This is a genomic window from Gimesia sp., from assembly GCF_040219335.1.
Lineage (GTDB): Bacteria > Planctomycetota > Planctomycetia > Planctomycetales > Planctomycetaceae > Gimesia.
The window spans coordinates 99,324-123,258 of the sequence record NZ_JAVJSQ010000015.1 but is presented as its reverse complement, the minus strand read 5'-3'; the positions used below and the strand labels follow the sequence as shown (position 1 = coordinate 123,258).

At 55.0% G+C, this 23,935-nt stretch carries 16 protein-coding genes; 4 read left to right on the top strand and 12 right to left on the bottom strand.

What is annotated here, in order from left to right; translation table 11 throughout:
• Positions 1 to 62: 62 nt before the first annotated feature.
• The 5 genes from RID21_RS13225 to RID21_RS13205 all read right to left on the bottom strand — a co-directional run bounded on the left by RID21_RS13225 (position 63) and on the right by RID21_RS13205 (position 6,609).
• The gene (locus tag RID21_RS13225) at positions 63 to 1,673 is read right to left on the bottom strand and encodes a DUF1080 domain-containing protein (protein WP_350189536.1); all 1,611 of its coding nucleotides are present in this window, start codon (positions 1,671 to 1,673) and stop codon (positions 63 to 65) included.
• A gap of 280 nt (positions 1,674 to 1,953) precedes the next feature.
• Positions 1,954 to 2,988: a 6-phosphofructokinase gene (locus RID21_RS13220; protein WP_350189534.1), complete on the bottom strand. Its 1,035-nt coding sequence runs from the start codon at positions 2,986 to 2,988 to the stop codon at positions 1,954 to 1,956.
• A 217-nt stretch (positions 2,989 to 3,205) separates the two neighbouring features.
• Entirely contained in the window at positions 3,206 to 4,543 is a 1,338-nt protein-coding gene (accC, locus tag RID21_RS13215) for an acetyl-CoA carboxylase biotin carboxylase subunit (protein WP_350189532.1), read from the bottom strand.
• Between the two features lie 75 nt (positions 4,544 to 4,618).
• Positions 4,619 to 5,122, bottom strand: coding sequence for an acetyl-CoA carboxylase biotin carboxyl carrier protein (gene accB / locus RID21_RS13210; protein ID WP_350189530.1), 504 nt, complete (start codon positions 5,120 to 5,122; stop codon positions 4,619 to 4,621).
• Between the two features lie 389 nt (positions 5,123 to 5,511).
• Entirely contained in the window at positions 5,512 to 6,609 is a 1,098-nt protein-coding gene (locus RID21_RS13205; RefSeq protein WP_350189528.1) for a M24 family metallopeptidase, read from the bottom strand.
• Between the two features lie 191 nt (positions 6,610 to 6,800).
• Between RID21_RS13205 and RID21_RS13200 the strand changes: the two genes are divergently transcribed.
• Positions 6,801 to 8,999 carry a heavy metal translocating P-type ATPase gene (locus RID21_RS13200; RefSeq protein ID WP_350189526.1) on the top strand — a complete coding sequence of 733 codons (2,199 nt, stop codon included), beginning with the start codon at positions 6,801 to 6,803 and terminating at the stop codon, positions 8,997 to 8,999.
• 19 nt (positions 9,000 to 9,018) lie between these two features.
• Here RID21_RS13200 and RID21_RS13195 read toward each other — a convergent pair whose 3' ends face one another.
• Positions 9,019 to 10,485 carry a type I 3-dehydroquinate dehydratase gene (locus tag RID21_RS13195; RefSeq protein ID WP_350189524.1) on the bottom strand — a complete coding sequence of 489 codons (1,467 nt, stop codon included), beginning with the start codon at positions 10,483 to 10,485 and terminating at the stop codon, positions 9,019 to 9,021.
• A 152-nt stretch (positions 10,486 to 10,637) separates the two neighbouring features.
• On the bottom strand, positions 10,638 to 12,491 hold the full coding sequence (locus tag RID21_RS13190; protein ID WP_350189522.1) for a TolC family protein: 1,854 nt from the start codon (positions 12,489 to 12,491) through the stop codon (positions 10,638 to 10,640).
• Positions 12,492 to 12,778: 287 nt separating this feature from the next.
• Here RID21_RS13190 and RID21_RS13185 point away from each other — a divergent pair, with 287 nt between their 5' ends.
• Positions 12,779 to 14,110, top strand: a complete 1,332-nt coding sequence (locus RID21_RS13185; protein ID WP_350189520.1) for an efflux RND transporter periplasmic adaptor subunit — start codon at positions 12,779 to 12,781, stop codon at positions 14,108 to 14,110.
• A gap of 69 nt (positions 14,111 to 14,179) precedes the next feature.
• Entirely contained in the window at positions 14,180 to 17,332 is a 3,153-nt protein-coding gene (locus tag RID21_RS13180) for an efflux RND transporter permease subunit (protein WP_350189518.1), read from the top strand.
• 82 nt (positions 17,333 to 17,414) lie between these two features.
• Here RID21_RS13180 and RID21_RS13175 read toward each other — a convergent pair whose 3' ends face one another.
• Both RID21_RS13175 and RID21_RS13170 read right to left on the bottom strand, forming a co-directional pair.
• Positions 17,415 to 17,870, bottom strand: a complete 456-nt coding sequence (locus RID21_RS13175) for a hypothetical protein (RefSeq protein ID WP_350189516.1) — start codon at positions 17,868 to 17,870, stop codon at positions 17,415 to 17,417.
• A 61-nt stretch (positions 17,871 to 17,931) separates the two neighbouring features.
• On the bottom strand, positions 17,932 to 19,527 hold the full coding sequence (locus RID21_RS13170; protein WP_350189514.1) for a porin: 1,596 nt from the start codon (positions 19,525 to 19,527) through the stop codon (positions 17,932 to 17,934).
• A gap of 558 nt (positions 19,528 to 20,085) precedes the next feature.
• Here RID21_RS13170 and RID21_RS13165 point away from each other — a divergent pair.
• Positions 20,086 to 21,243, top strand: coding sequence for a ZIP family metal transporter (locus tag RID21_RS13165; RefSeq protein ID WP_350189512.1), 1,158 nt, complete (start codon positions 20,086 to 20,088; stop codon positions 21,241 to 21,243).
• 7 nt (positions 21,244 to 21,250) lie between these two features.
• On the opposite strand, the gene RID21_RS13160 is transcribed toward RID21_RS13165, so the two are convergent.
• The 3 genes from RID21_RS13160 to RID21_RS13150 form a co-directional block, all read right to left on the bottom strand.
• Positions 21,251 to 21,697 (bottom strand): Fur family transcriptional regulator, encoded by a 447-nt coding sequence (locus RID21_RS13160; protein ID WP_145438445.1) that lies wholly within the window; start codon positions 21,695 to 21,697, stop codon positions 21,251 to 21,253.
• Between the two features lie 925 nt (positions 21,698 to 22,622).
• On the bottom strand, positions 22,623 to 22,976 hold the full coding sequence (locus tag RID21_RS13155) for a hypothetical protein (RefSeq protein WP_350189510.1): 354 nt from the start codon (positions 22,974 to 22,976) through the stop codon (positions 22,623 to 22,625).
• Positions 22,977 to 23,210: 234 nt separating this feature from the next.
• The gene (locus RID21_RS13150; protein ID WP_350189508.1) at positions 23,211 to 23,621 is read right to left on the bottom strand and encodes a hypothetical protein; all 411 of its coding nucleotides are present in this window, start codon (positions 23,619 to 23,621) and stop codon (positions 23,211 to 23,213) included.
• Between the last annotated feature and the right edge of the window lie 314 nt (positions 23,622 to 23,935).

Genomic DNA, 23,935 nt, shown 5'->3' with positions numbered 1-23,935 from the left:
AGTTTCCTTATGTTATTTCAGTAGCTGTCTCAAATCGGTGTTCTGTTGCAGGAAAAACTCGCCTATTGATTCCACTGAGCGAGCAGGGCTTTGATGCGTGCCGGGTTAAAGTTATCCGGCTGCGGATAATCCTGGTTGGCTTCCAGCTGTTCCAGGGTTACCGGAGTAGAAGCCACCCCATCGGCTGGCACCTCCGCCTGGGCAGACCAGGCGATGGCATTCAGCACCAGTTTGCGGAAATCATCGTTGCCCCAGTTCCAGTGAAAGTGACCGCCGGTAAAACCAAAACCGCGACCGCCGTCCGGACGCTCATAAGCCCAGGCCATGTGCTGAGGTTGTCCGACGGTTTTCCGCACAGCCGGGTTCCCGCTGTGAGCTCCATCGGGGCGTTTGAGTGTTTCTTTGGGAGGCACCGCGGTCAGGATCGGATCGACGTTTTTCATCTCCGGCTGAAACCGCATGTGGTAGTACCATTCGTCGTTGATGGAAAATGGTTTGACGCCATTCGCGATTGGATGTGAGGGCAGACTTTTATAGTCGGCGGTCCAGTGTGGATTGACCGACCACCACTCTTCAAAATAGCCGCCGATCCACCGCAGGAAGGCATCCCCGGATTTCCCTTTAGGAACTTCCACACCATAGTGAATGTTGACCATCCCCACGCCCTGCTTTGCCAGTTCGTCGAGTTCGTCCAGGTGCTCGTTGTAAGGATGGCGGCCACCCCCATCGCAGTAAATGACAATGGAATCGGCGTCTTCCAGAATCGAAGCGTCTTTCGGCCAGCCTTCGGTGACCACGGTGGCTTCGATATTCAAACCACTGTTATTCAATGCCTCAGCCAGCAGCATGCAGCCGGCACGATGTTCGTGGGCCCCGTAACCGTGACTTTTTTTACCGGCGATCAGGACGACTTTTTTTTTAGCGCCGTCAGCGGATGATGTCTCCTTAGAGGCCGGCAGCTCTTTGAGTTGAATATCGCGGAACTGAACTTCCATCGGAGGGCCGGCGTGTAACTGTAGTGCAATCAGCCCTTTGTCGCGTCGCATGTCGACATCATTGTCGGTCACGTCGACCGTGGTAATGCCATTGATCTTGTGAATGAAATGATTACCGCGGGCGATAATGTGATAGTCGTTCCAGTCTTCTTTTTTGATGTGCTTCTGAATCTCATCGGTATCGCCGACGGAACCGACCACCTTGGGTTTGTGGTTCTTGCCGATCACGGTCTTTTCGCCCCGCAGCGCGAGAATGCCGCGAAACTTTTCGCCGTAGAGGATTCCCGAATATTTATCGCCGGCTTCCATGTCGGCCTGGTAACCGCCGATCCGCCACTTGTCTGCGCCTTTAATGGGGAAGCTGCGATACTGGATTCCTGAATTATGTCCGATAATTTTGTACTGCAGTTTCAGTTCGAAATCGCCAGGCTCGCCTCCACGCCAGATGATGAAGGTATTCCCCTGTGTCGGATTGTCCTTTGTGGTGATTCCCGTGATCGCCCCATCTTTAACAGACCAGAAACGGGGATCGCCATCCCAGTTCTTCAAAGTCTTGCCATCAAAGATTGGTTGAAACCCTTTGTCCTCCGCCTGGAGCAACTGGGGCGTTGCCAGTATCAGACAAATCAGAGAGCAGAAGAGTGAGGTGTGAATACGAAACAAGCGCTGTGACGTCATTTGTCCCTCCGGGAAGATGATTCGAAGTCGTTATGTGCCGTGGATTGTGATGTTGGCAGGCGCAGCTGAAACAGCCGGTATGAAATTATCTTTCTATCTTAAACAGCCGGGGGGATGGGAAGCTAGCGTGAAAGACCGGAATAGCCAATAGATAAGATTGTTAAGTAATTCGCTCTATGACAGTAGTCTGTGCAGTGGGTTAGACAACTCACTGTCCGCGCATAAAAAAAGGCGCTGTTGCCAGCGCCGTGACTCTTATGACTTCGATCAAACGGATCGACTACTGCAGGAAGACTTCTGCTTCTTCGAGGAAGTTCTTCTCGAGTGCCCGCATCTCGCCCACAGCGTCAGCCAGAGCAACGGGAACGATGGAAGTACCCCGCAGAGCCACCATGTAACCGAAGTGATGCTTCAGTGCGAGCCAGCCGGCGTGTACGCCGCAACGGGTTCCGAGTACGCGGTCTGCTGCACTGGGAGAACCACCACGCTGCAGGTGACCGAGGGTCACGTGACGGGTTTCGAAACCGGTCCGGTCTTCGATCATCTTAGCAACGGTTTCACCAATGCCGCCCAGCTTGACGTGACCGAAGTCGTCGACTTCGCCATCCTGGGTGACAACACCTTCATCTTCACTGAACTGGGCACCTTCGCTGACGATGATGATGCCGTACATCTTACCGTTAGCGCGACGTCTTTTCAGAACGTCGACCATGCGATCCATTTCGATGGGCACTTCGGGAACCAGCGTGTAATCGGCGGCAGTTGCCAGTCCAGAGAACAGCGCGATCCAGCCTGCATGACGACCCATGGTTTCGACAACCATGATCCGGCGGTGTGATTCGGCTGTAGTCCGCAGACGGTCAACGGCTTCCATCACGATGTTGATGGAAGTGTCAAAACCGAAGGTCACGTCGGTGGAACTCAGGTCGTTGTCGATTGTTTTGGGACAACCGATGACGGGCAGCTTGTAATCGTTCCACAGTTTGTTCGCGACACCGAGGGTGTCATCACCGCCGATGGCGATCAGGCAGTCGAGGCCCAGACGCTCGAAAGTTTCTCGAACCTTGGGAACATCTTCTGCTTCGTTTTTGTAAGGGTTCGTACGGGAAGAACCGAGGATGGTTCCCCCTTTGAAAATGATGTCGTCAGTGTTTTCCGAATTCAGTTCGATGTAGTTGCCTTCGATGGCACCCCGCCAGCCTTCCAGCAGGCCGTAAACTTCGCCACCAGCATTGCAGATCACGCGGACGGCACCGCGGATTACCGGGTTCAAACCAGGACAGTCACCACCACCAGTTAAAATACCAACTCTCATTATTCTTCCTGTTATCTGTTCGTAAAAGTAAGGCCTCCGGTCAGCGACTGAGGCTCAAAAATGTACCATACCACAACTAGAGATGAGCGAACTTCGGTCTGATCTCCAGATTCGTTCTGACACCAGGGGACTCTCTCTGCGGAACCGCGAACGCAGTCTCCACGAGCCTGTCACAATACAGAACCATCCGTGATCATCAACTTCAACCGACCGGCGATTACCAGGTACGTTCGATGAACGTGGTATCGACTTTACCTTCAATAAAGGCCGAATGATTGAAGATCTTCTTCGCCAGAGGAATTGTCGTTTTAATCCCTTCAATGACGAACTCATCCAGACATCGACGCATACACGCCAGTGACTCCTCGCGTGTCGGCCGATGCACGATCAGCTTGCCAATCAGGGAGTCATAATAAGGGCCGACGGTATAGCCCTCATAGATATGCGAATCAAACCGCACCCCGGGCCCCGAGGGAACGCGCAGTTTGGTGATCTTACCCGGCGAACCCCGGAAATCGTTGTCGGGGTCTTCAGCATTGATCCGCAGTTCAATTGCGGAGCCATTGCAGGGAACGTTCTTCTGCTTCAGTTCCAGTTTCTCGCCTGCCGCAACACGGATCTGCTGCTTGATCAGGTCGAGCCCCGTCACCTCTTCGCTGACAGGATGTTCCACCTGAATTCGGGCATTGACTTCGATGAAGTAGAACTGGTTATCCGGCCCTACCAGGAACTCGACCGTACCGGCATTGGTATAACCGGCTTCTTCGATCAGGCGACAGGCCGCTTTACAGATGTCTTCACGAACCGACTGAGGCAGGTTCGGAGCCGGGCTCTCTTCCACCAGCTTCTGGTGACGACGTTGCAGACTGCAGTCCCGCTCCCAGAGGTGGAGTACCGTGCCATGATTGTCCGCGAGGATCTGGACTTCCACGTGCCGTGGATTCTCGATGTATTTCTCAATATAGACGCCAGAATTTTTGAATGCGGCTTCCGCTTCGGCAGCGGCTGCTTTCAGACCGGCTTTCAGCGAAATGTCATTCCGGGCGACTCGCATCCCTTTACCACCACCGCCGGCGGTAGCCTTGATCAAAACGGGATAACCAATCTCCTGGGCCACCCGCAGGGCTTCAGCTTCGTCGGTGACCAGACCTTCGGTACCCGGTGAAACAGGTACGTTGGCATTCTTGGCAATTTCACGGGCCGAGACTTTATCTCCCAGCTGTGCCATCGCTTCGTGGGGAGGTCCGATGAATTCGATATTACAGCTCCGACAGACTTCCGCAAAATGCGCGTTTTCTGCCAGGAACCCGTAGCCGGGGTGAATCGCCTGCACGTTACCGATTTCAGCAGCACTGATAATCCGGTTGATCATCAGGTAACTGTCGGTCGCTGCAGCAGGACCGATACAGTAGGCTTCGTCAGCCAGTGAGAGGTAGTGAGCGCCACGATCTGCTTCACTGAAGACCGCGACTGTCTCAATGCCCATTTCACGACAGGCACGAATCACCCGCAGTGCGATTTCTCCTCGGTTGGCAACCAGTATTCTCTGAAACATATGTTTTGACTTGGTAAAAGGATCCTACATCTGACATTCCGATCGCGAACGGCGACCATGCTACGACAACAGGCCTCAGCCCTGGCTGATTCTGAACAGCGGCTGGCCGAATTCGACCGCTTCACCATCCTTGACCAGAACCTCGCTGATGGTACCGTTGAGCTCGGCAGGGATCTGATTGAAGACCTTCATCGCCTCGACGATACAGACAATCGTATCAGCGCTGACTTTGGATCCTACACTGACGAACGGCGGATCATCGGGGCTGGGTGAGGAATAAAATGTCCCCACGGTCGGGCTCTTGATGGCAGGCCCCGAATCGGCAGCAGGCGCTGCTTCCTGAGGTGCCGGCGCCGGAGCGGCAGGAGCCGCTGCAACGGGTTGCGGAACCGCTTGAGGAACAGCATGAGCAGCGGGAACCATGGAAACGGTTTCCTGGGGACCGCGACGCAGCTTCCAGGTTTCTTCGCCCCGCTTCAGATTGACTTCCGTCAATCCGTGCTTTTCCATCATTTCAAACAGTGTCTGAAGTTTTTCCAAATCGAAAGGCTCGCCTTTCGGCACCTCGTTCTTTGCCATTGACCTACCTTATTTCATATTCTCAAGCTACACGTGCTTTGCCTGCTGTAATGAGGGCATTCAACGCTCACTGCTGCCAGCGGTGCGTTCCGGTTTCTTGAAGAATCAAATTGATGCCGGGAAAGGATCGCATTCACTGATTGCGCGCACTATCTACCCTGTCTGACTTGTGTTGGGAGAGATTCTAAGCCAAAACCCCCGAGAATACCAAGCGCAACCGGGAAGTTTCTGCAATAAAATCAGGCAGAGCCTCAACATCTATAACCCTTTTAAATAAGAGACTTACGTCAGTTTTTCTTACTTATTACGATCAGAGAACTTCTAACGTCACTCGAAAATGGAGCGCAGGCCTGCCTGCCCATGTACATTGTAATAGGCTTCTCGCGAAATCAAACCAGCGCCGACTCATAATCCTTGGGAACGCTGGTCAGGACTTCATGTCCGCTCCGGGTCACCAGCACATCATCCTCAATGCGGACGCCCCCCCAGCCCGGCAGATAGATGCCCGGTTCCACCGTGACAATCATCCCCGGCTTCAGTTCGGTCTCGACATTGCCCCCCAGTCGAGGGCCTTCATGAATGTCCAGGCCGATGCCATGCCCCAGGCTGTGGGTAAATTGTTTGCCGAAGCCCGCCTTGTTGATGACTTTCCGCGCGACCTGATCGACGTCTTTGCAGAGTACCCCGGGTTTTATCGCTTTAATCGCGGCAAGCTGTGCCTGCAGCACCGTGTTGTAGACCTTCTTCAGTTTCGAGGGAGCCCGATCACGGATAATCATCCGGGTCAGATCGCTGCGATACCCTTTCTGTGTCATCGCCCCCCAGTCCACCAGCAGAAACGGAGATTCGCCAATCAGCTTTTCCGTGGGGATCGCATGCGGCAGAGCTGATCGCTCCCCCACTGCTACAATGGGATCGAAGGCCGCCTGTCGCGCACCAAACCGCCGCATCGCGTGCTCCAGTTCATGCGCTCCCTGCAGTTCGGTCATCTCGTTTGTCAGCAGTGCACGAAAGACTTCGAAGCCGCGCTGCGCCTGATCGACGGCTTCGCGGATCTCCTGAATCTCAGACGCATCTTTGACCATCCGCAGTTCTTCCACCACACTCGAAACCGGGTTCCACTGGATAGCAGGTGTAATTCCGGTTAACGAGTCCAGCAGATCGCAGGTCACAACATGGCTTTCCAGTCCCACTTTAGTGAGATGCGCCTTTTTCAGCACCTGCTCCAGGGCCACGATCATCGATTCGGTCGGCTTGCGAATGTGGACATCCAGTCCCGGGCATTCCTCTTCCAGCTGCGTGGTATATCGTCCATCACTGATCAGGACGGTCTGGTCTTTGCCAATCAGCAGATAACTGGAATCACCGCTGAAACCGGTTAAATACGTAACATTCGTTTCACTGGTTACCAGCAAGGCCTCGGCCCCGATCCGTTTGATCTGTGATATCAGTTTTTTCCGCCTGGCACCCAGGTAGTCTTTGCTCATCGTTGTCCTTCCATTCAGCCGCTGATTGAATCGGGTTCCTGTTATTCCTTATATCTGAGCAGGATCTTATCCCTTTTCAGGAATTTTGCGAAGAAAAAATACCGAAGTTTTTGTTTGCATTCCTCAAGTGCTATGATTGAAACAACAGATTTAGATCTTCCCACATCCCTTCATTCTGAATGTCCCGCTGCATGAAACAGGAATCAACCGAGCTCATCTTTAAGATACAGGATATGGATTGCGCCGAGGAAGTCACGATCCTCAAGCGGGAACTCTCTCCCCTGGTGGGAGGCGAAGATCACTTGTTTTTCGATATCCTCAATCGCAGGATGACGGTCACCCTCAATGCGGAACCCGTTACTGGCGAAGCCATCATTGCCGCCGTCCGTGAGACCGGTATGCAGGCAGAACCCTGGGAGCCTGACAAAAAAAAGGCTTCGGCATCCTTCTGGAAGCGTCACGGCAGAACCCTGCTGACCAGCGTGAGTGGCATCATGCTGGTCTCCGCTTTCGTGACCCACGTCATCCTGGCGGGCAGCTTCGCTGCGGCCCTCGGTGCGGAAGAAGCCATGGGAGGTTTCATGCCGTTGCCTGTGCGCATCCAATACCTGGCAGCCATGCTGAGCGGCATCTGGTTCGTATTACCCAAAGCCTGGTTTGCCCTGAAACGTCTGCGCCCCGACATGAACCTGTTGATGTGCGTCGCGGTACTGGGAGCCTTGTTCATCGATGAATGGTTCGAAGCCGCCGCGGTTGCCTTTCTGTTTTCGTTCTCACAACTGCTCGAAGCCTGGAGCGTGGGTCGCGCCCGCAAAGCGGTTGCTGCTTTGATGGACCTGTCCGCCCCCATCGCCCGCATCCGCGATGCGGAAGGGAATGAAATCACAGTTGCCGCAGAATCCGTTTCGGTCGGCACCGTGTTTCTGATTCGTCCCGGCGAAAAGATTCCGCTGGACGGCACCGTCATCAAGGGGATCAGTGACGTTAACCAGGCGCCGATCACCGGTGAATCGGTGCCTGTCGGCAAACAGGCGGACGATGAAATCTACGCCGGTACGATCAACGGCGATGGGCTGCTGGAAGCGAAATGTACGAAGCCGGCTGAAGACACCGTCCTCGCCCAGATCATCCGCATGGTGGGAGAAGCCCAGTCGAAGCGGTCTCCCTCCGAACTCTGGGTCGAGAAATTCGCCCGGATCTATACCCCCATCGTCATGGTCCTCGCACTGTTGGTGCTGGTGAGCCTGCCTCTGCTGCTGCAGGTCAGCTGGCACAATGCCATGTATCGTGCCCTGGTCCTGCTGGTCATCGCCTGCCCTTGTGCTCTGGTTATCTCGACGCCCGTCAGTATCGTTGCGGCGCTCGCTGCCGCTGCCCGTAACGGCGTGCTCATCAAAGGGGGCGTGTTCGTGGAAACCCCTTCCCGCCTCCGCGCCCTGGCCCTGGATAAAACGGGAACGCTCACGCAGGGGAAGCCGGTCGTCACGAAAATCGTGCCCCTCAATGGACACACCGAAGCCGAACTGCTCGAACGCGCCGCTGCCCTGGAAGCACACAGCAACCATCCCCTCGCACTGGCTATCCTGGAAGCAGCTACCGAGCGGAACGTCACTTATCAGCCCGCGGACGACTATCAGATCATCCAGGGAAAAGGGGCTACCGCTACGTTGAACGGCAGAAATTTCTGGCTCGGCTCGCACCGTTACCTGGAAGAACGAAAAGAAGAAACGGCCGAAGTGCATCAGCAGCTGGAGGAACTCTCTGCCAGCGGACAGACCGTCGTCGTCGTGGGTAATGACACACACGTCTGTGGCTTCATCGCGCTGGCAGACCGCGTGCGCGACACCTCCGCAACTGTCATTCGTGAGCTGCACGCCACGGGGATCGAGCAACTGGTCATGCTGACGGGAGACAACCAGGGCACCGCGCAAGCCGTCGCCCGGGAGATCGGCCTGGATCAGGTGCATGCAGAGCTGCTTCCCGCAGAAAAGCTCACGGTTATTGAGTCCCTGGTCAATGAATATGAGCATGTCGCCATGGTCGGAGACGGCGTTAACGATGCACCTGCGATGGGACGTTCGAGCCTGGGCATCGCCATGGGCGCCGCGGGCAGTGACGTCGCCATTGAATCGGCTGATATCGCGCTGATGACCGACGACCTGACCAAGATTCCCTGGCTGATTCATCATTCACGCCGCACGCTGAAGATCATCCGTCAGAACATCATCTTTGCGTTGAGCATCAAAGTTCTGTTCGTGATCCTGATGGCCGTCAATCACGCTTCCCTCTGGGCTGCGATCGCTGCCGACATGGGTGCTTCCCTGCTCGTCATTTTCAACGGCCTGCGCCTGCTCAAGCTCCCAGCTGCCAACCGCAACCAGGCAAACTAACGCGACGAGGCACCCCGCCTCACCGCGTGTATTCGCTCCGGCTGGTGAAAATCTCGTCCGGGATTTCCTGGCCGGTAATCGCCTTGAAAATCTGATTCAACTGCCGACGATAGACTTCATCCACCGACACCACTTCACAGCCCCGGTTCTCCGCCTCACGGATCAACTCCGTCTCTTCGGGCAGATGGCTGATATCCATCACCGTCATGGTCTCACGAAGATAGGAGGGATTGAAATTCAACTTGCCGGGTCCCAGCTGCAATTCAGGATCGGTCTGAATCACGATGTCACTCAGCGTGTCATAGATCGTTGCAAACGGCACATATCGCACATCAAACGTCTTCGCGATTCCCTGCGCCGCACGATCGTTGGGTGAAGTGACACTCACGACAGCGCCGAGTTGGGTCAGACTGTAGACGATGGCCTTCGTCAGCCCACCCTGTCCCAGCACCAGAATGTTCTTCCGCTGAAAGACAGAACTGTCTCCATCAGTGCCTGCCCCGAGCGTTGTCTCCAGGCTCCGGATCGCACTCCGTCGAACGGTATCGTAAGCATGCCAGCCATCCGCCTGATTCAGCTGCAGATCGCCATAGCCGGTCTTCTGTGAAGACTCTTCCAGATGTTCGGCCAAAGGCAGGATGAATTCCCCCATCCGCGGACTGACTACCAGCGAACGGATTTTGAGAATCCCCAGCATCTTATGCACCTGTTTGAAGTCGTTGATCACCAGCGGCAGACAGACATAATCCAGCCCCAGTCTCTCAGAGGCTTTATTGATGACCTCAACTGTCCGCCGTTCTGTCACCCCCAGCCCTGCCACACCAATGAAACGGGTCTTGGCCGTGATACGCTGACAGTGAAACACTTCGTTGAGCTCCGCGACCGTCGGCTGCCCCTCGAAAACTTCCATCCCCTTTTCCAGGGCCGCGTAAATCCAGGGTGAACCGTATTTCGTCCCCAGCAGAGAAAACGTAATCCCCGCTGCGCCCAGTCCCAGCCCGACGACGGGAATCTCCCGCTTCTGACTGATTGCCGCCAGTAAAGGCCACGCGGTCTGCAGCGTGGGAGTCGGCCAGGTAAACTTGATCACGTCCGCTTTCGCGTCTTCCATTTCGTCGAAAATATCATCGACCTGTGACAGCGGCTTTTTCAGACTCGTGTAAGTGATGACCCGTTTGGTCTTGCCGAAGCGGGGAATCTGTCGCGCCGTTTCCAGGTCCAGCTCAATGTATTCCGGCTCCGCGATGATCGCCTGCTTGAGCAGTTGGACCCGCTCCGCTTCCGTGCCTTTGAACTGCCCCCCTTCTTCGGGGTGCCGACAGGAAACCAGAATCGGCACTTCGAAACCTGAGATCAGATCGCCAATATCGGGTGTCTTGATCAACCGGTCCAGGCAGAGTTCCACGAGGTCGCACTGCGCGGCTGCGTTCAGGATATCGACCTTGGCAAAGTTACGGGATTCGGGAGTTACAGAAATACAGATCATGCTGTCACACAATAATCAGGAAGGGAAAGAACGACAGAGGGGTACCAGGCTGAAGCTCTTTAATTATGCCAGATCTGAACCTGTTTGAAAGGATTATTCGTGTCTGGCCTGAGAAATACGCCATTCGCAGAGTAATGACAGCCAGACGAAGGTTACCTGATGCTCAATTCATCCTCAGCAGATGCGTCTGGTGCGAACACGGGCCAGCCCAGTGCCCATTGCAGACGGAACTGTGCCTGATTGTATTGAATCACCGCTGTCAGGTAAGCCCGCTGAGCAGCTTCCAATGCGCGGACGGACTGCAGAACCTCGATGGGTAACCCCTGACCATCCCGGATCCGTCCCAGGTTTCTTTCATAAGATTCCTCAGCAGACTTGATCCCTGCTTTTGTGATCCTGATATTTTGTGCGCGATGCACAACCTGGGCATGCGCTTCTGAGATCTCACGCGCCACCTGATCCAGGACCTTGATCTGCTGGAACCGGGCCTGCTCGATTTGCGCCTGTGTCTCCCTGCGGGCGGCACCTTCTCCAAAGCCGAGATTGCGAATTTCCCAGGTAACGATGGCATCAAAATCGTAACGCTCGCCCACATTATTGAGGCTGTCACTGAGACCGCCCCCGAAACCACCATTACTGAATCCCAGTAATACGCTGGGAATAAACGGGGCATAGCGTTGACGTTTATACTGCTCACAGGCAACGGCGACGAGAGTTTGCGCTTCCTTCAATTCGGGTCGGCTGGCCAGGCCGGTGCTGATCAGCGTGCCTTTGTCCAGATCGGGAGAAACCAGATCCAGGGGAACGACTGTCACATCCAGGGGAACAATCCGCTGACCACTGTCGACGCTGAGCGCTTCTGACAGACGTGCCGAAGCGATCTCGACTCGTTCCCGTCCACTGACAACCCGGTTGTCATCCAGCGCGAGTTCCGTTTTCATCCGGTCAGCGTCTGCCTGCAGCCCCTGTCCGGTTGCTGCGAAGTCGTGAGTCAGCTTGGCCAGACCGGCGGTATGTTTGCGGGTCTCTTCCAGAATGCGAATATCCTGTTCTGCTTCCAGCAATTCCAGGTACGCATCGGCAACTTTAAACAACTGTTCGTTGAGTACACCATCGACGGCATGACTTTGAGCCCAGGCGGTTTTCTCGGCAATTTCAGGCTGGAAGATGGCATCAGCCATATGAAATCGAGCGACGATGCCCGGAACCGGAGTTGTGCCGGCCCCCGTGGCTCCCGCTCCCAGACCGTACTGGAATGAGTTCCGATTCACATCCACGATCGAGCCATCGCTGGGCTGCAGATTTCCATCATGCCGGTCAAAGCTGAACCCGGGCTGAATCGAAGGCAGCCAGAGAACATTCGCCTGATCCAGTCGAGCATAGGCTTCCTGAACCTTCCATTGTGCCAGCCCGACGGCAGGATGCTCGCCGCCGATCATGGACAACGCCGTTGGTAAATTGAGTCGTAGAGAATCCTCTGCAGGAATGGGGGACTGACTCAGTTCGGATTGATCAAATTCCGAAATGGGTAGCACGGCCGGTGCGGGAGGGACATTTGCTGAGGCGGTGGTGATGGCGCTGTTCGGCTCGGGCTCCGTGGCTTCTTCCAGCAGTTGAACGCGATAGGCCTTCCCATCAATCATCAACGTGGCTGTTTTCTGTTCCACGGCCGGCACCAGCGGTTTGTCTTCATGACTGACCGACTGAACCTTCTGCGTTGAGAACACGGGGACTTCCGTTTCGGTGGTGGCTACGGAATGATCGCCCGAGCGAACAGGAGGCCGCAAACTGACCAGACTCGCTTTTTTCTTCGTCAGATAGCGGGTATTACAGGAGGGCTTCTTCAGCAGGATGTCATCCAGATCCTGCTCTGCGATCATGCGGGCGCGGTCAGGAACTTCCGGTCTGTCCTGAGCAGTACCGTGGAATGCGGTCTGCACCGTTGAACACCCGCTCAGACAGACCAGGCCTAATCCCATCCATAACCTGCCTTCTCGTCGACGCATTGTAAAACCTTCCGTGTTTTGGCGCTTATGCTATTTACACTTCCTGTCTCGAAAGTATCGGCAGAATCACCCCACTAACCGCGCTGATCCGACGGGTTTCAGATTCGAATTGCAAGCCTTGAGACAGTTGCTCCGATCCGGTTGAGTTTGCGGCCTATGCAGGTATTCCCGGTTAAAAAATGCAGCAAAAAATCTGCAATTCAGTGTCGTCCATCTACAATCTCCCCTTTTTCAATGGTAGATTTTCAATACATTCCCATTTTGTCATAAATGAAGGTCCACTGCTCATGATGTCTTACCCGCCTCTGGTGACGCGCTGCATCAGCGCGCTCTGCCTGGCAGCCGCCTTATCAGGCTGCTCTCAAGAAACAGAAATCACACTGCAGAAAAAAAAGACCCCGCCCGTTCCCGTAAAAATGATCTCCGTGACACAGGAACAGGTAACGCGGACCACCACACAGCCGGCGACCATCCTGCCCTACTACAAGGCTGAACTGCGGGCCAAGGTGAGCGGTTATGTGAGCGAGGTCAAAGCCGATATCGGCGATTACGTCAAACAGGGAACGGTACTGGCCACCATCGATGTACCAGAACTGCAGAAGCAGCGTCTCGTGCTTCAGGCGCAGGTTACCCGGTATGAATCAGAAGAAAAACGGGCCGAAGCGGGAATCGAACTCAGCCAGGCCAATGTTCAGTCTGCCGAAGCCAGGCTGGCCCAGTCGAAATCGGAATTGAACCGCGTCAAAGCAGTCGTCGCAGCAGCGGAAGCGGAATTCGCCAGAACCAGTGACCTGGTGAAACGAAGGTCGCTAGAGAGCAGGGTTCTGGATGAAGTTCGCAAAAAACGAGATTCCGAACTCGCCAGTCAGCAGAGTGTGAACTCGGCAATCAATTCCGCAATGGCGGAGGTCGTCGTTGCTAAAGCGAAACAGAAATCAGCCCAGGCCGATCTGCAGGCAGCCCAGGCCCAGACCTCCATCGCACGACGTCAGTTGGAAGAACTGGAAGTACTGCTGGCGTACTCTCAAATCAAAGCTCCGTTCGCCGGCATGATCACCGCCCGCTCGATTGATCCCGGCGACCTGGTGCGTGAAGCAAATGAGGTCGGTAAAGGAGAACCCCTGTTCGTAATTGATCAGATCGAACAGGTCCGCATTCAGATCCCGGTCCCGGAAGCAGAAGCGGCTCTGGTGAACCGGGGCGACCTGGTCACACTGCGATTCCCCTCGTTTGCAGGCGAAGCAGAACTGAAAGCAAAAGTGTCCCGCTTTACAGGCGCCCTCGATCCGCATACCCGAACGATGCTGGTCGAAGCGGACGTTCCCAACCCCGACCGCAAACTGCTCCCCGGCATGTTCGGCCAGGCGACGATTACTCTCTCGGCACAAATTACGGCCAGCACATTGCCTTCCCGGGCCATTCGCTATGAATCCTCGGGACAGGCCTACGTCTATGCCGTCAACGATGATGACGTCGTCTCCATCGTCCAGGTCTCGACGGGCATCGACAATGGCCAGTCGATTGAAATCCTGGCGGGCATCGTTCCAGGCCAGAAGGTCATTGACGCCCATCTCAAGCGATTCCAGTCGGGCGACAAGGTCGCACCACTCCAGCGCTGAGCGAACTGACTCCGGAATTCATCACCGAACATTCATTGATTTAGAGACGAACAGGAAAGTACGGGCGTCATGGGACTCATCAACTTTTCACTCAAGAATCGCTACGCTGTTCTCGCGGGAGCTGTCGCGCTCTGCCTGCTGGGAGCCGCCGTCATCCCCGGGATCACGGTCGATATTCTGCCCGACTTCAAAAAACCAGTCGTGGTCAGCTTCTTCTCTTATCCCGGACTGCCCACACTCGACATGGAGAAGTCGGTCACCTCACGCGTCGAGCGCGCCCTGACCCTGGCAGGCAAGATTGAGCACCAGGAATCCCGCACGGTCCCCGGTGCCGCCGTCATCAAGATCTTCTTCCAGGCCGGCGCTGATCCCAGTTCTGCAATGAACGATATCGTCAACCTGGAAGCCAGTGACATGTTTCACCTGCCTCCCGGAATCGAATGGCCGTTTACACTCCGCAGTGAACCCTCGAATCTGCCCGTAGTCCTCGCTGCGATTTCTGGGGAAGGCTTGAGCGAATCGGAACTCTACAGCATTGGCTACTACGCGGTCCGTAATAAAATGGGCGGATTGAAAGGGGTACAGATTCCCCACCCGTTCGGCGGAAAGTTCCGCCAGATGATGGTCTATGTCGATCCAGCCAAGCTGCAGGCACATCATGTCAGTACGACCGATGTGGTCGACGCACTCAAAAAATCCAACCTGGTGCTGGCAGCAGGAACGGCGCGGGTCGGTGGCACCGATTACCAGATCCATCCCAAAAACACATTACCCACGACAGAGGAAATCGAAGCGATCCCGGTCGCCGTGCGTGATGGCCGACCGATTTTCATCCGCGATCTGGGCGAAGTGAAAGACGATGCGGCCCTGCAATACAACATCGTACGCGTGAATGGCAAACGAAGCGTCTACTGTCCGCTGCTGCGGGAGCCGGGCGAGAACACGATCGCGGTTGTCGACCGGATCTACGAGGGGATCTCCACCGAAATCCCCAAGATGAAAGAACGGGGGGACATCCCGGAAGCGACCGAAGTCACGCTCGTCTCGGACCAGTCGCATTACATCCGCAAAGCCATGAGCAACCTCTACAGTCAGGTCGGCCTGGGCGCGCTCCTGGTCGCCGCGGTTGTGTTTGTGTTTCTCCGCCGCTTCCTGCCGACACTGATTATTGTCTCTATGATCGTGTTATCCATTCTGATCGGTGGTCTGGGATTTGCTTTTACCGGACAGACGATTAACGTCATGACGCTCGGCGGGATTGCCCTGGCGATCGGCACCGTCGTAGACGCCGGCATTGTGGTGGTCGAAAATATCATACGTCACCAGCGGATGGGAAAATCGGCACTCGAAGCGGCCCGGGAAGGGACGATGGAAGTCTCGGGGGCCATCCTGGCGGGTACCATCACCACGCTGGCCGTATTTCTCCCCGCGGTCTTTCTGACCGGCATGATTAAATACCTGTTTGAACCGCTCTCGCTGGCAGCCACGTTCACCATCGGCGCTTCATACATCCTGGCCCTGACTGTCGTCCCCGCGTTCTGTGCCACCTTCGTTCGGGAACGCGTTCAGAAACAAACCTCTGCAGATAACTCACTGGAATCATCTACCCAGAATGACTCCCAGCCGCACGGCATTTATGGACGATTTCTGAATGATATCTTGAAAGCCCCCGCACTCAGCGGACTGCTGATCATCGTCGCCGTCGGAACCAGCTTCCTGCTCTGGCCCCGACTCGGGACTGAACTCTTTCCCGACGTCGATGCGGGCACCTTTGAAATCCGAATCAAAACACTTCCCGGCACCGAGCTGAAAGAAACCGAAAAACTGGTCGCCAGCATCGAAGAGACCGTCAAAGAGATTGTGCCGCCTGAAGAAATTGACACGCTCATCGCCAACATCGGCCTGCCCGTCGGAAAAGGTGCCGGCTTCTCCACTGTCCTCAGCTCCAATTCCGGACCCGACACTGCCTACCTGATCGTCAATCTGAAACAGGACAATCGGTCCACGAGTACAAAAATCTATATTCAGCAACTGCGTCAGAAGCTTGCTGAGAAGTATCCTCTGGAACAGTTCCTGTTCGTCTCCGGCGGCATTGTCAACCTGGCATTGAATGAAGGCGTCCCTACCCCGATTAACGTGCAAGTCGCCGCAGGTACTCTCGACCAGTGTCGCAACGCTGCCGAAAAAGTCGTCGCCGCAGTCCAGCAGATCCCCGGAACCGAGGACGTCCAGATCGCGCAGTCGCTGGACTATCCACAATTCGATATTCAGGTGGATCGCACCCGCGCCAAGTACCTGGGGGTCGACCAGGAAGAAGTCGCCCAGACCGTCCTGACCGCCCTGGGATCGAGCGTCGGCTATTCGCCCACCATCTGGATCGATCCCAAGTCCGGCGTCGACTTCTTCATGGGCGTGCAATACAAATCGAATGAGTTCCAGACGCTGGACGAAGTTCGCAACATCCCTCTTTCGCTCAGCACTCCCACCGGGCCAGTCACGATCCCCCTGTCGAACATCGCCACCGTCAAGCGGGTTACCATCCCCGGCGAGATCGCGCATTACAATATTTCACGCGTCAATGACGTCTACGTGAATGTCGCCGGCCGGGATGTCGGCTCGGTCGCCCAGGATATCAGAAACACACTCAAACAACTCGAATTTGAAAACGGCGTCTCGACGACAATTCGCGGCCCCGTAGAAACCATGCAGACCGGCATGAGCCTGCTGGGAACCGGACTCATCGTCGCCGGCACTCTGGTCTACCTCGTTTTAATGGCCCAGTTCCGCTCCTTCGTCGATCCGCTGATCATCATGCTGGCGGTTCCCCTCGGACTGGGAGGCGTCCTCCTGATTCTGTACCTGACCGACACCTACATCAATATTCAGTCGCTGATGGGCACCCTGATGATGATCGGCGTCGTCGTCAACAACTCCATTCTGCTCGTTGAATTCGCCAACCAGCGCCGCAGGGAAGGTCTGACACCACGCGAGGCAGCACTCTCCGCTGCCCAGGTGCGCCTCAGACCCATTTTGATGACCTCCCTGACCCTGGTCGCTTCCATGCTGCCGCTGTCGTTCCAGCTCTCACCCGGAAACGAGGCCATGATTCCACTCGCACGGGCACTCTTGGGGGGAATGGTTGTCTCCACACTCCTGACGCTTGTCCTGATCCCCTGTGTCTACTCGCTGGTTCACCGCCCGCAGGCGAAAGCCTCTTCGTGAAACGAAGCCGGTAATCGGTCGCTGTTTTCAGGCAGCACAGATTACCGGCAGAGCTCATTCAGAGTGATTCTGAAACGTCAGATTACTTTTTTCTGATTGAAGTCGCTGGTGCCAGCGGAGGCTGCGCCTGGGCTGACTTCGCAGGAGCGGGAGGCATGGCCTCGCAGGCACCACTGTTGCAGTTCCCGCAGAGATCTTCCACCGTCCACTTGTATCCACATTTATCACACTTGTATTCGTGCTTTTTCAGCACACGCACAGTCTTGACCTTCCCACACTTCAGGTCGCAGCACTTCTGCCAGGGAAACCGCACGGGAGGAATACAGATGTCTTTGCATTCAGTAAAGAAACAATGCTTCTTTACTTTCAGATTCTCGACATACAGCCGGCAGGTCTTACAACCCTGAGAACAACTGTTGCAGCTGCCGCACGCACCGTTTGCTTTGTCGCAACAGGGGGTGCCGTTTCCGGCTGAGCTCTGAGTTCCCCCCGACAGGCTGACCGTGACTGCCAGCACAACGATTGCTAAGTATTTCATAATTCTCACTTCCTGAGATTTTAAATTTCAAATATTGATAGTCGCTGAGTTGGAACCTGGCTTAGAAGTCCACCATAAACCGGGCACCGAAGATGTCGGATCGACCACCGGTATATCCGTTGATCGGACCACGGTCATCAATCTGAGCATGGATGTAGTTGAACTGCACACGCGAGTGAGAATTCCACCACCAGTTCATACCAAAGGTGAAGTTGGTCTCATCACCACCGGTGATATTTCCGTTAGACAGGTCCAGGTAGGAGTAACGGGCCACAACCTGCCACGCACCCCAGCCACCACCGATTTCGTCGTCACAAGTACGAACCAGGAAGAAGTTCTCCAGCGGCTTGACGCGGCCAATGGTTCCGGACTTGCGGTCGATCGGCTGATATTCGCCAGTCAGGAAGTAACCAGCCTCGACATAAGCACCTTCAAACGTCAGCTGAGATCCCTGCGAACCACGGCCCACATGAGTCACCTGGTATTCGCTGACGACCCCGAAAGATCCAATGTTCAACATCGCTTCGAAACCCAGTGTGTTGAACCATTCGGCTCCTGCAATCGCGCCGGTGTCAATCCAGCGGCTGCTGGTACGGGCTTCAGGACGGGTCCGGAAACGGGCTTCGTTATCATTGGAAGCGGTCGCACTCGGATCGCCATCCGGCTTGGCCCACATGTCGGCGACAGCCAGGTGCAGGTAACCGCGACCACCCGAGGTTTCATCGTACCAGGGGGTCCCGGCAAAACGACCATTGAGCGAATACTGACCCGCATCGCCAATGTACGCCCCGTCTTTCGAGACATCTTCCAGGTTGAAGATACCGTAACGCCAGTTCCAGGTCTCATCATCCGAAACGCCGTAGGCACAAATACCCAAACGACGTGCATCCTGGTTGAACGCTTCGATCACCAGCGGACGTTCCATGAACCAGTTGTAACGACTACTGTTAAGGTGATCCATACCCAGCGGACGCTTCTGGTTACCAATTAACAGCGTCTGAAAGACAGGCAGATCGTTCCACCCCATGTAAACGTCTTTGAACGCGGGGTCACCAGGATCGGCGAAGTCATACTCGAATTTGTAGAGCATGTTGTCTTTGATTTTACCAGACACGCCGATACGAACGCGACGGAACCCAACACGGTTCTGCGGATCGGTTGGATCGGTTGGATCATTAAAGGACTCGATCCCCGGAGTGCTGTTAGAGAAGTTCCAGCCGTCCAGGTGAATACGACCAAAGACTTTCAATGTGGTCGGCTTGGCAGCATCTTCGGCTTTCTTGGCCTGCTCTGATTCGGAGAACTTTTTCCAGTCCTCTTCCAGGGTCGACAGGCGGCTCTCCAGAGCGTTGTCTCCCGCTTCATCGTAGAAGTTGTTGATCAACAGCTGCTCGGAGTCGTCCAGTCCCCCACTCGCTTTTTCCAGCTGAGGGGGCGGCGCCATCCGCGAAGCCGGGGCCGGAGGAGGAGTCTGCTGCTTTGGCTCCTCTTTCTTCTGCTCCAGCTCCTGGATCCGTTGTTCTGCTGCTTCTAAACGGTCCAGCAGGCGCTCCAGTTGAGCAGAATCGATTCGAGCATCTTCCGCAATGACACTGGTTGTACGAAACAGTGTCCCCAGTAAGAGCAGGAAACCTGCAGTCTTAATGAATGTGCGCATCTTCATCCCTGATGTTCATGGCCCGGTTTCCTTACCAGGCGGTTTTACTAATTAATCCGTATTTCCACATGCCTGCAAAAACAACGAGATCCTGTATTCGCTTATCGGCGGATCTTTTTTGAAGCAAATATTAAGATACGGTTAAGACGCTTCACAATCGCCCGCACCTTAGGAACACTCCGAACAGAACCCCTAACCGGAAGAGTTTAACAGGGTAAAGTGAGTCAATAACTGCACTTATCTTTAGTGGAGACAAACATCCCTTTAATAAACCCTCTTAAAGAAGCGCTGCTTTGAGCCGGCAAACAGTGTCTCAAACCGGGGTAATACCCTCCACACAGCCAGATCGGGGCTGAATCGCCTCCCCAACGCCCCAACCGCGGTGCAGAAGTTCAGAAACTTCCCCAATCAACACGGGACGGCTCTTGTCTTGATTCATCGTAAAAGCTAAATTCAATCGCAATTTATTTGCTATTACAATACTTGAACGCCGATAGAGAATTCCATTCCCGCTAAGTCCGCTTCAAGTTCACGCTCACTGCTGATTGTTCTGATCCCATGAAACCCCTGTCACACCTCAAAAACGACGTGCGGTTGACCTTTCTGCTGCTCACGATTCCCCTGGTCACCTTCCTGGTAGCGCCCGGCTTTTTCACCTCGCGCCCCACCCAGGCCGCGGCTGCCGAACACACTCACCCGCACCCGGAAAAAACAACCAGCACCGCCACTGAGGAATCCACGACAGAACCGGCCTCCGAAAACAACACCGGCTGGTCATACACGCTGCTCGGCATTTATTGCGCGTTGATTGTCTTCTCGTCCTTAATGGGAGGCTGGCTCCCCTCGTTTGTCAAACTGACACACACCCGCATGGAAACGCTCATCAGTTTTGTCGGCGGACTCATGCTGGGCATCGGCGTCTTTCATCTTCTGCCACACGCGGTCGCCGAAATGGGATCGATTGACCGCGCCGTCTGGTGGATGATGACCGGCATCATCACGCTCTTCTTCCTGCTGAGAACCTTCCACTTTCACCAGCACGGTACCGTGGAACTCGAAGAAGAAGGACACCCCCACGACCATGACCATGACCATGACCACGATCACGACTGCGATCAGCATCACGCGCACGCGCCGGTCCATTCGCACACGCATGCCCACTCGCATCATTTGAGCTGGGTCGGCATCGCCCTGGGTCTGGCCCTGCACACACTGATTGACGGGCTCGCTCTCGGCGCCAGTATCATAGCCGAGCAACACCACGAAGTCTTTCTCTCTTTGTTCGGCCTCGGAACTTTTCTGGCGATCGCACTACACAAACCACTAGATGCCGTTTCGATCACATCACTGATGGCCGCGGGTGGCTGGTCCGCCGGCTGGAGAAACGCCGTCAACATCGGCTTCGCGTTGATGTGCCCCCTCGGTGCCCTGCTCTTCTTCCTGGGCGTGCAGCAGTTTTCCGATAACCAGCACATCATCATCGGCTGTGCCCTGGCCTTCGCCGCGGGCGTCTTCATCTGTATCTCACTGGGCGACCTGCTGCCGGAAATGGAATTCCATTCGCATAACCGCTTCCGACTCTCGTTCGTACTCCTGCTCGGCATCGCCCTCGCGTATGGCATCGGCTTTCTCGAACCCGAACACGTTCACAACCACGGTTCGCACGCGGAAGAATCAGACGACGGTCATTCGCACGAGCACAAGCACGACCACTGACCAGCGCTCACTCTTCCTCTTCACACTCGCTGCAGATTCCCTTGAGCAGGATCTCGGTCACTTTACCGACCGCCGCCCACTGCTTGTTCTTGGGAGTCTTGAATTCCACATCGTGCAGACAGGAAACACTGCCGCATTCGGTACAGACAAAGTGCGGATGCTCTGCATCTTCCGGCTCATCCGGGTTCCGTAATTCGAACCGCCAGGCATGATCGCCCAGCTCGGTCCGTTTCACCAGACCTGCATCCGCCAGGTCAATCAGGTTGCGATACACGGTCGCTTTATCAAAGCCCATGGGGGTCAGATCTTCTGCAATCTCCGCGTGCGTCAGCGGAGACTTCGCCTTTCGTAAAAACTGGATCACGGTAATCCGGGCCGCCGTACTCCGCAGGCCGCTCTTCCGCACCAGCTGGCGGATTTCCTCAATTTCTTCTGCTTGAGACAGATGTTTCATAAATCAGATCCAGGCACCCCATAGTGCCGATGTATGTCAGTTGTGAAGATTCAGACAGTTCTTGGTTCGAAGCGATTATCTTAGCCATTATATACCAGAAATACGAGATTGAGGAACTTATTTGTCGTTTCCCCTGACACGCGCCCCGTAATCAGGTGCTCATTTTCCCCGTATTTACTGCACAAACTCCTCTTGATCCGCCCCTCCCGAATCGTATGCTGTTCCCCTCTGGCTCGCGCGCGAGGCAGGTCAGCGTGCACCGGAACACCAGACACCACTGACGCAACAGCACCTGAATCCACACCGCTTTTCAACAGGTTTTCACTGGAGCAAACAGAACTCATGCGAAATGTTTCCCACATATTGTTCAGGGCAAACCAGGACAGACTCCGGTCACACAGGGACAAAAACCGGGACACACCAGGACAAAATCCGGCCACATCGGGACAAAATTCTGTCCTGGCCTCCCTGTCTCCGTTCACGAATTTCGTTCTCAACATGACAACCTCTCAAAAAACCAATTACACAACGGGTGCCACAGTCGGCTCGCCCGACTGTGCTGACCTCGCACAAAATATTTTCGTGCCTTTCGCGGTAAAGAAAACGGGTAACCCCGAATGCAATTCGGGGTGAGCGCAGCGAACAGGAAACGGTCAGAGCAATCTCACAATCCACAACAGAGAAACCAATCCCCTGTCTGTCGTAGGGGCGCACCCATGTGTTCGCCCGCCTGACGACATACCACCGGTATCAACATCCAAAGGGAATCACAGCCCACCAACCGTGAGCGGCAAGGCACCAGCCGCCGGTAAAAAGGTTGATGCTGATCGAGAGTCAATGCCGAACGCAATTCCGCTCATAACGCAAACCTGCCTCATTCTACACATCCGCCCCCTTCACGCGAGATGCACACCAGACACTCACATCAGTATGTCTCGAATGAGCACTCTCCCTTATCAGGCGGCGCCGCCTCGGGGTGAAAGCGAATCGAGTCCGCCGTATGAATCCGGACACACGTAATCAGCCCTTCTTCTGCCTCGATTCTCAGGTACCATTCTGAAGCACCAAATTGGAGCGGGGTGGAAAAGATTCGCAAATCCTCATGCGAAGAAGCAGTGATCCACGTTTGAGGCAGCTTCGCAACTTGTTCATCCAGTTCACGCAAAGAGCCCCCCACTTCAGCAACCTCATAGATCGCCAGCAACTCCGCATTCGCCGCATTCGCAAACACGAAACCATGGAAAAAAAGAAAATAGATCACCCCCAGAAACAGCAGCATCACAATGGTATTCCCGAGAGTGAAAACCTTTTCCCTGGGCTGCGCGCTCTTGTCGGAAGATGCCATTTTCGGTTACCTGTTCCTGACACAGAATCAATTTTTGAAAACAGAGAAGGTCAACCCCTCCATCTTATTCCCTGCGATCAACGATGCACAAAATTTTCGTGCCTTTCGTGGTCCCTTAAAATCCTGAATTCTTCATCTGGCCCCAATCCCCTGCAATATCACAGTTTTTCAAAGCAGTGTCTCTCTCGATCCTGCCCGAACATCAGAAAACCGCGAATCGGATTGAAGTCGTTCCTTAAGCTCCGTCAGAACACGTTCATAGAGTACCTTCAGCTTCTGCCGCTTCTTCTGCAATTGATACCAGCGTCCCTGTGATTCACAGATCAGCAGCCACGGATGTAAGTCGTGCAGATAAAACTCTAGACGCAAACCGTCCGACTCCACCGGGATCAGCCAGGCATAGTACTCCTGTTGCTCAGCAGGCTCGACATTCACTCCGGCTTCTTTGAACAGTTCAATCAGAACCGCAGCAATCGCCCTGCCTCCCGGCACCATCAGATCCCCATCCTGGCTCCACACGGAATCATCCGGTAGACACGCCTCAAAGGTTAAACAGTCAATCGTCTGTTCGTCCTTCATTCGGCTTCTTTCCTGGGTGCAACATTAAAAACATGAAAGCAGTCTGTTCAATCCCCGTACATACCCGCTGATCTTACCCTGTCACACTAATCGCGTACAGAAGTTTTTATGACGTGCATAATGAACCATCGATTCAAGCGCATCGAGCAGGAAACGGACAGGGAAACCTTCCAGCCCCCCTTTCACCACCCCGGCAAACGACGGGGGCCACAGTCGGCTCGCCCGACTGTGCTGACCTCGCATAAAAATTTCGTATCTTTCGCGGCAAAGAAAAATGGGTAACCCCGAATGCAATTCGGGGTGAGCGCAGCGAA